The 7202-nt window shown below is 41.8% G+C and carries 7 protein-coding genes; all 7 read left to right on the forward strand.

The genetic code is table 11. The features are described 5' to 3' along the window. Positions 1 to 6 precede the first annotated feature (6 nt). Positions 7 to 1116 (forward strand): glycosyltransferase, encoded by a 1110-nt coding sequence (locus O9316_RS12455; protein ID WP_298347275.1) that lies wholly within the window; start codon positions 7 to 9, stop codon positions 1114 to 1116. Then, on the forward strand, positions 1107 to 1655 hold the full coding sequence (locus O9316_RS12460) for a sigma-70 family RNA polymerase sigma factor (RefSeq protein WP_298203323.1): 549 nt from the start codon (positions 1107 to 1109) through the stop codon (positions 1653 to 1655). Before O9316_RS12455 ends, O9316_RS12460 begins: the two co-directional genes overlap by 10 nt. Positions 1656 to 1820: 165 nt before the next feature. Continuing rightward, complete coding sequence (locus O9316_RS12465; RefSeq protein WP_298203322.1) at positions 1821 to 2642, forward strand: energy transducer TonB; 822 nt, start codon at positions 1821 to 1823, stop codon at positions 2640 to 2642. A gap of 77 nt (positions 2643 to 2719) precedes the next feature. Continuing rightward, positions 2720 to 3964 carry an MFS transporter gene (locus O9316_RS12470; RefSeq protein WP_298203321.1) on the forward strand — a complete coding sequence of 415 codons (1245 nt, stop codon included), beginning with the start codon at positions 2720 to 2722 and terminating at the stop codon, positions 3962 to 3964. Between the two features lie 77 nt (positions 3965 to 4041). Beyond that, on the forward strand, positions 4042 to 4914 hold the full coding sequence (gene lipA / locus O9316_RS12475; protein ID WP_298203320.1) for a lipoyl synthase: 873 nt from the start codon (positions 4042 to 4044) through the stop codon (positions 4912 to 4914). A gap of 10 nt (positions 4915 to 4924) precedes the next feature. Beyond that, positions 4925 to 5923, forward strand: coding sequence for a type I glyceraldehyde-3-phosphate dehydrogenase (gene gap / locus O9316_RS12480; protein ID WP_298203319.1), 999 nt, complete (start codon positions 4925 to 4927; stop codon positions 5921 to 5923). A 32-nt stretch (positions 5924 to 5955) separates the two neighbouring features. After that, complete coding sequence (locus O9316_RS12485; protein ID WP_298347277.1) at positions 5956 to 7113, forward strand: tetratricopeptide repeat protein; 1158 nt, start codon at positions 5956 to 5958, stop codon at positions 7111 to 7113. Positions 7114 to 7202 lie beyond the last annotated feature (89 nt).

Below are 7202 nucleotides of genomic sequence, written 5' to 3' on the forward strand. Positions count from 1 at the left end.
ACCACTATGGTTTTAGGGACTCTTTTTGGATTATTTATTGCCGCTGTTGCTGTTCAATTCTTGTATTACGTATTCATATTTGGCAAATTTGCGTTTCAAAAAGCCCAACAAGGCGCCCCAAAGCGCATTCCAGTTTCGGTGATTGTTTGTGCCAAAAATGAAGCAGAAAATGTACTGAAATTGGTTCCCCTTTTGGCCGAACAAGACTATCCTCAATTTGAAATTGTATTAATTGACGATGCCTCAAGTGACGATACCTTAGCGCATTTTGAACATTTTGAAACGGTTTATCCCAATATAAAGTTGGTTAAAGTTGAAAATAATGAAGCCTTTTGGGGCAACAAAAAATTTGCCTTAACGCTCGGAATCAAAGCCGCTAAATACGAATACTTACTGTTTACCGACGCCGACTGTTACCCTACTTCCAACCAATGGATCAAAGAAATGACGGGGCATTTTACGGCACAAAAAACCATTGTCCTTGGGTATGGGGCTTATGAAAAAGTAAAAGGGTCGTTTCTGAATATGTTAATTCGTTTTGAAACCCTACTAACCGCCATCCAATATTTTGCATGGGCGCGTTTGGGTAAACCCTACATGGGCGTAGGACGAAATATGGCCTATAAACGGGAGGAATTCTTTCGCGTGCGGGGATTTATGGACCACATGAAAATACGTTCGGGCGATGATGACTTGTTTATCAATCAAGCGGCCAACGGGAAAAACACCGTATGCAGTTACACGGCTGAAAGTTTTACGTATTCACAGCCCAAAACTAAATTTAAAGATTGGTTCCAACAAAAGCGACGTCATGTAGCTACAGCCCAACATTACAAGGGATTTGACAGCTTTCAATTGGGCGTTTTTTACCTCAGTCAACTTTTGTTTTTGCTCACTCCAATCGCCTTGTTGGCGTTTCAATACCAATGGATAATAGTGTTGAGTTTGATTGGTTTTCGGTACATTTTTTGCTGGATAGTACTGGGAATGGCGGCCGGGAAGTTGAAAGAAAAAGACGTGATGTATTTCTATCCGTTGATTGAAATTGTACTCATTTTCACCCAACTCAATGTGGCTTTTACCAATCTTTTTTCAAAACCGGTACATTGGAAATAATGCATCACATCGAAAAAGCTAAAAAAGGTGATCAAGTAGCCTTCACTTTTTTACTCGACCATTACTGGAATGAGGTCTATGGCTTTATGCTCAAACGTACAGAAAATGAAACCGATGCCGAAGATATTACCATTGAAACCTTTTCCAAAGCTTTTGACAAAATAGCCACGTATAATCCCGAATTCCAATTCAACACCTGGCTCATTGCCATTGCCAAAAATGTACATATCGACTTATTACGCAAGCGAAAATCAGCGCTTTTTGTAGAAATCACCAACGAAGAAGACCAACAAGCCTACAACATTGCCGATACTTCGCCTACCGCTGAGGATGAACTCATTACGGAGCAAAATTTATCCCGTTTGCTACACTTTATCAAAGAACTCAAACCCCATTACCAAGAAGTTATCCAATTGCGTTACTTTCAAGAGTTGAGCTATCAAGAGATTTCAGAACATTTAAATGAACCCCTAAGCAACGTAAAAATTAAACTTTTACGGGCCAAAAAACTACTCGCTGAAATCATCCGGGGACGCTAAAATCAACAGCCTTTTTATTTTTTTTTGATGTAAACGCAATGGTAATGTTAACGAATTAACGTTATACCACAATATTACGATTCGTACTGACGTTATCGTAAAACAAACTCCTTTTATTCTTTTGCCTATGTAAAAAAGATACGCTAACATTAACACATTAGAACTATGAACCATGTAAGTATCTTTGAAAAAAAATGGCTGGATGTCATTTTTGAGGGTAAAAACCAACAGTATGGCGCCTACCAACTTCGGCGCGAAAATGAAAAAACCACTTGGATAGCTTTTATTTTTGGGCTTTCCTTGCTCACTTTTGGAGTCTTTCTATTAAGCTCGTTTCACACCAAGCCTGAACCCGACCACAATCTGCCACCTGTAGTAAGTGACACGCTTGTCTTGACCAAAGTTGAAATCAAAAAAGAAGTTCAAAAAGGGGAAACTGCCAAAGCAAAAACGACAGAAAATGAGGTGAAAAAATACACCCCTGTAGCGCCCGAATTAGTGCCTGTCGAACCCAAACCGGCGCCCAAAGATCCCGAAGTAAATCCGAATCCTGGCCTGGGCAGCGATACCGGAACTAGCACTAATCCGCTAGCGAATGGCGGCGACCCAAATGGAACCGGTACTGAACCAACTACAGGAGGTGACCAAGGCAATTACATCGACCCCAACACCATTGAAAACCCTGTAGGGCTGGATGAACAACCTGAGTTTCCGGGAGGTATCAACCGTTTTTATGAGGAAATTAAACGAAGATTTGACCCGCAATCCCTTGAAGAAACCGATAGGGTACATAAAGTTTTTGTCACTTTTGTCATCGAAAAAAATGGAACCATGACCGACATTCAAATTTTACGCAATGCCGACGAATCCGTTGATCGAGAAGCATTACGCGTTTTACACGCCATCAAAGCCAAATGGCGTCCGGGTCAAAAGAAAGGACAACCCGTACGCTCTCGTTTTACCATTCCAATTACAGTCAGTCAATAACCAATAGAATGTTCTACAAACCGCAGCTTACCCCTGCGGTTTTTTTTATTATTTTAGCCCAACAAAGCCAACTTTTTATGACCCGATTTTCTACCCAAGAAAAATGGAAACACCTCCTTAGTTTTCCAGTAATTATTGCTGCTTTAGGCTATTTTGTTGACATTTACGACCTATTGCTTTTTGGTATTGTACGCGTTCCTAGTCTCACCGAACTCAATCTTGATGTTGATACCGTCGGGACACAAATCATCAACTACCAAATGACGGGTCTACTCTTAGGCGGTATTCTTTGGGGTATTTTTGGGGACAAAAAGGGACGGTTATCGGTGTTGTTTGGGTCCATTCTTGTGTACTCTTTGGCCAACATCGCCTGTGGATTTTTACCGCAAATTGAGCGTATGGATCAAGCTACTGTTTACGCCTGGTTGCGCTTTATAGCTGGGGTTGGCTTGGCAGGAGAACTCGGTGCGGGCATTACCTTGGTTTCGGAAAGCTTACCCAAAGAATTACGCGCTTTGGGAACGTCATTGGTGGCTGGTTTTGGGTTATTAGGCGCGGTGGTTGCACAACTTACCGTGGAAATGGCCGACAATTGGACCACGGCTTACTTCATCGGGGGTGGCTTGGGACTCTTGCTGCTGGTCCTTCGAATTAGTGTCACCGAAAGTGGAATTTACAAAAGCATTGCTGAAGATAGAACCTTATCTAAAGGGAACTTTTTGGCGCTATTCACCCACAAAACCCGTTTGATAAAATACCTTAAGTGCATTGCTATTGGGTTGCCAACCTGGTATTGCATTGGTATTCTAGCGATGATGGCCAATCAATTTGCTCCCGAAATGGGTATTGACACCATCGTTCCGGGGAAAGCCATCATGTGGGCGTATGTGGGAATTTCGGCGGGAGATTTTGCGAGTGGATTTATCTCCCACGCATTGCATTCGCGAAAAAAAGCCATCTTATACATGATGCTGTTTACGATTTTGGGAGTGATTGGAATGTTGTTTGGTGGCGCTTACTCTGAACAAAGTTATTACTTTTTCTGCGTTTGGTTGGGATTAGGTACAGGGTATTGGGCGATGTTTGTCACTGTAGCTGCCGAACAATTTGGCACTAATTTACGCAACACCACGACCACAACAGTCCCCAATATGGTGCGCGGTTTACTCCCCGTAATGTTGCTGTTGTTTGATTATTTAAAAAAAGACATCTCCATCATCTATGCCGCAATGTGTGTGGGCGTGTTGGCCTTTTCACTAGGGATTTACGCCACCCTTACCATTCCGGAAACACATGACAAAGAATTGGATTTTTTGGAGTAACAAACGAATCTTAAAACTTTAACACATCGCCGAATTTCTCAAATTTTGATTGTATTTTTGCGTACAATTTTCCAATTATGCACACAGAAACTACCAACGTATTGCCGCCCAATGGAAAACCTAAATGGCTAAAAGTCAAGTTACCCATTGGACAAAAATATACTGAATTACGGGGGCTTGTTGACAAATACAAACTTAATACGATTTGCACTTCGGGAAGCTGCCCTAACATGGGGGAATGCTGGGGCGAAGGTACCGCAACGTTTATGATTTTGGGAAATATTTGTACCCGTTCGTGTGGTTTTTGTGGGGTAAAAACCGGGCGTCCTGAAACGGTGGATTGGGACGAACCTGAAAAAGTAGCCCGTTCGATTAAAATCATGCGCATTAAACACGCCGTCATTACTAGTGTAGACCGCGACGATTTAAAAGACATGGGGTCTATTATTTGGTTGGAAACCGTGGAAGCCATCCGACGCATGAATCCCGAAACAACACTAGAAACCTTAATTCCCGACTTTCAAGGGATTCACCGACATATCGATCGCATCGTTGAAGCCAATGCCGAAGTGGTATCGCACAATATGGAAACCGTACGTCGCTTAACCCGTGAAGTGCGCATTCAAGCCAAATACGATCGTAGTTTGGAAGTACTTCGCTATTTAAAAGAAAAAGGAATTCGCCGCACCAAATCGGGGATCATGTTGGGATTGGGAGAAACGGAAGCCGAAGTCATTGAAACCATGCAGGACTTACGCAACGCCAATGTGGATATTGTAACCTTAGGGCAGTATTTACAACCGACCAAGAAACATTTACCCGTGAAAGAATTTATCACCCCAGAGCAGTTTGAAAAATACGAACGCATAGGGAAAGAAATGGGATTCCGTCATGTAGAAAGTGGCGCGTTGGTTCGTTCCAGTTACCACGCTGAAAAACATATTCTATAACAAGCCACAGATGCAAAAAATTCGAGTAGCCATCAACGGATACGGGCGTATTGGCCGCAATTTGTTCCGATTATTGTGGAATCATGACGCTATTGAGGTGGTGGCTCTTAATGACATAGCCGACACGGCAACGATGGCGCATCTTACCCGTTACGACAGTATTCACGGGCGGTTTGGCCAACCCGTTTTTGCTGAAGACGATTTCTTAGTGGTTAACGGACACAAAATTCCCTTTTTTCACGAACGAAACATCGCTCAAATTCCGTGGGCAACAGTGGGTGTCGATGTTGTGGTCGAAGCGACGGGGAAATTTAAAAGCTATCAGGAATTACAAAAACACATAGAAGCTGGCGCCAAAAAAGTAATTTTATCAGCACCCTCTGAAGTTCCAGAAATAAAAACCATTGTCTTAGGAGTCAATGAAAAAGAATTGGATGGTACGGAACGTATTATTTCCAATGCGAGTTGTACCACCAACAATGCCGCACCGATGATTCAAATTATTGACGAATTGTGTGGTATTGAGCAAGCCTATATCACTACCGTACATTCGTATACCACAGACCAAAGTTTACACGACCAACCCCATAAAGATTTACGTCGTGCCCGTGGGGCTTCGCAATCTATAGTACCCACTACTACCGGTGCCGCCAAAGCATTGACTAAGATTTTCCCGCAAATGGAAGGAAAAATTGGAGGTTGTGGCATTCGGGTTCCCGTTCCTGATGGCTCCCTAACCGATATTACCTTTAATGTGAAACGCGATGTAAGTATCGACGAAATCAATAAAGCGTTTCAAAAAGCGGCTCAGGGTCACTATAAAAATATTCTTGATTATACAGAAGACCCAATCGTTTCTGTGGATATTATAGGAAATACCCATTCGTGTCTTTTTGATGCGCAACTCACTTCCGTTATCGATCGAATGGTCAAGGTTGTCGGTTGGTATGATAATGAAATCGGGTATTCTTCGCGATTGGTCGATTTAATTCGTTTGATTTCCAAATAATTTTATTATTTTGTGGTCAATATTGCCCTGTAATGAGAAAACTTTGGTTTTTCATCGTATTTACTTGTGTCGTATCGGCACAAAAAAAGGTATCGAAGCCCTTCGATAGCGTTGGCTATTACTTTGAACAGATACAATACCACAAAAAAGCGAACAACTATAGAAACTGCCTCAATTATGCCCAAAAAGCAATCAATTATGCACAAAAGAAAAGTGATGAAAAAGCCTTAGGGGATGGTTATTTCAATTTGGGTCTCATTTATTTTGATTTAAAAAAGAATGAAGATGCACTCGATGCTTTTGTGCGAAGTATCGCGCTTTATTCGAATTTGCCATCCTCACGTGAGCAAGCCTTGTGTTATTATTACTTAGGACTCACGTACATTGAGCAAAATAATACAGCTTTGGCAGAAAATAATTTGAACAAAGCCCAAGCCATCTACCAAAAGTTAAAAATCCATAGCGCCATTGAAATGATTAACCTGCAGCGTGCCATTGTATACAAACGCATGGGACGAAACAATCAGGCGCAAGGAATTTTAGAGAAAATCGTTAGTCTTACCGACACGGTTCACAACCGAAAAATCGTTCCCGAAGCCCTCTACCATTTAGGGATGTTGGAAAAGGAGAAAAAGCGCAATTACTTGGCCTTAAATTACATGACACGGGCCCTAAAACAGTCGGAGGGACAAGCGGGCTTGCAGGCCAAAGTGCTCCTAGCGTTGAGTGAAATTTATGAGAAAAATGCCAACCTCGAGCTTTCACACGCTTACCTGAAGCGCTATGTGAAGTTAAAAGAAAAAAATGACACTCATTACCTTCAAAAGATTGAACCGGTTGACTTTGATTCCTTCAAAAATGCCGAGAAATTAAAGCACGCCGAACAATTGGAGCGGGAAAATGAGAGTCAGACCAAGGCCAAAAACTTTGCGAAACTAATTAGTATTTTGGCTATTGCTTTGATTTCAATTCTCTCTTTATTGAGTTTGTCGCTATACAAAAACAACATTCTTCGCAACGAATCCAATAAATTGCTTCAGGAAAAAAACCGTGAATTGGAAATCGCCAAAGAACGTGCGGAAAATGCCACCAAAGCACGATCTGAATTCCTTTCGACAGTGAGTCACGAATTGCGAACACCGTCAGGCTGTGAAAAAACTTCTCTACGCTTCTCTTTTTCACTTGAATAAACTTCAATAAATGGGTTTTAAGCCAAGCTAATTTTTGATTGACATTGATTTGTTTTCGTCAATATTGAGGCTAAAAAAAGCTTTAAACA

The organism is Flavobacterium sp., assembly GCF_027533505.1.
Lineage (GTDB): Bacteria > Bacteroidota > Bacteroidia > Flavobacteriales > Flavobacteriaceae > Flavobacterium.

Coding starts and splice junctions, on each gene's coding strand:
- O9316_RS12455 (WP_298347275.1), top strand. CDS start 7: ATGGTTTTAGGGACTCTTTTTGGATTATTTATTGCCGCTGTTGCTGTT.
- O9316_RS12465 (WP_298203322.1), top strand. CDS start 1,821: ATGAACCATGTAAGTATCTTTGAAAAAAAATGGCTGGATGTCATTTTT.
- O9316_RS12470 (WP_298203321.1), top strand. CDS start 2,720: ATGACCCGATTTTCTACCCAAGAAAAATGGAAACACCTCCTTAGTTTT.
- lipA (WP_298203320.1), top strand. CDS start 4,042: ATGCACACAGAAACTACCAACGTATTGCCGCCCAATGGAAAACCTAAA.
- gap (WP_298203319.1), top strand. CDS start 4,925: ATGCAAAAAATTCGAGTAGCCATCAACGGATACGGGCGTATTGGCCGC.
- O9316_RS12485 (WP_298347277.1), top strand. CDS start 5,956: ATGAGAAAACTTTGGTTTTTCATCGTATTTACTTGTGTCGTATCGGCA.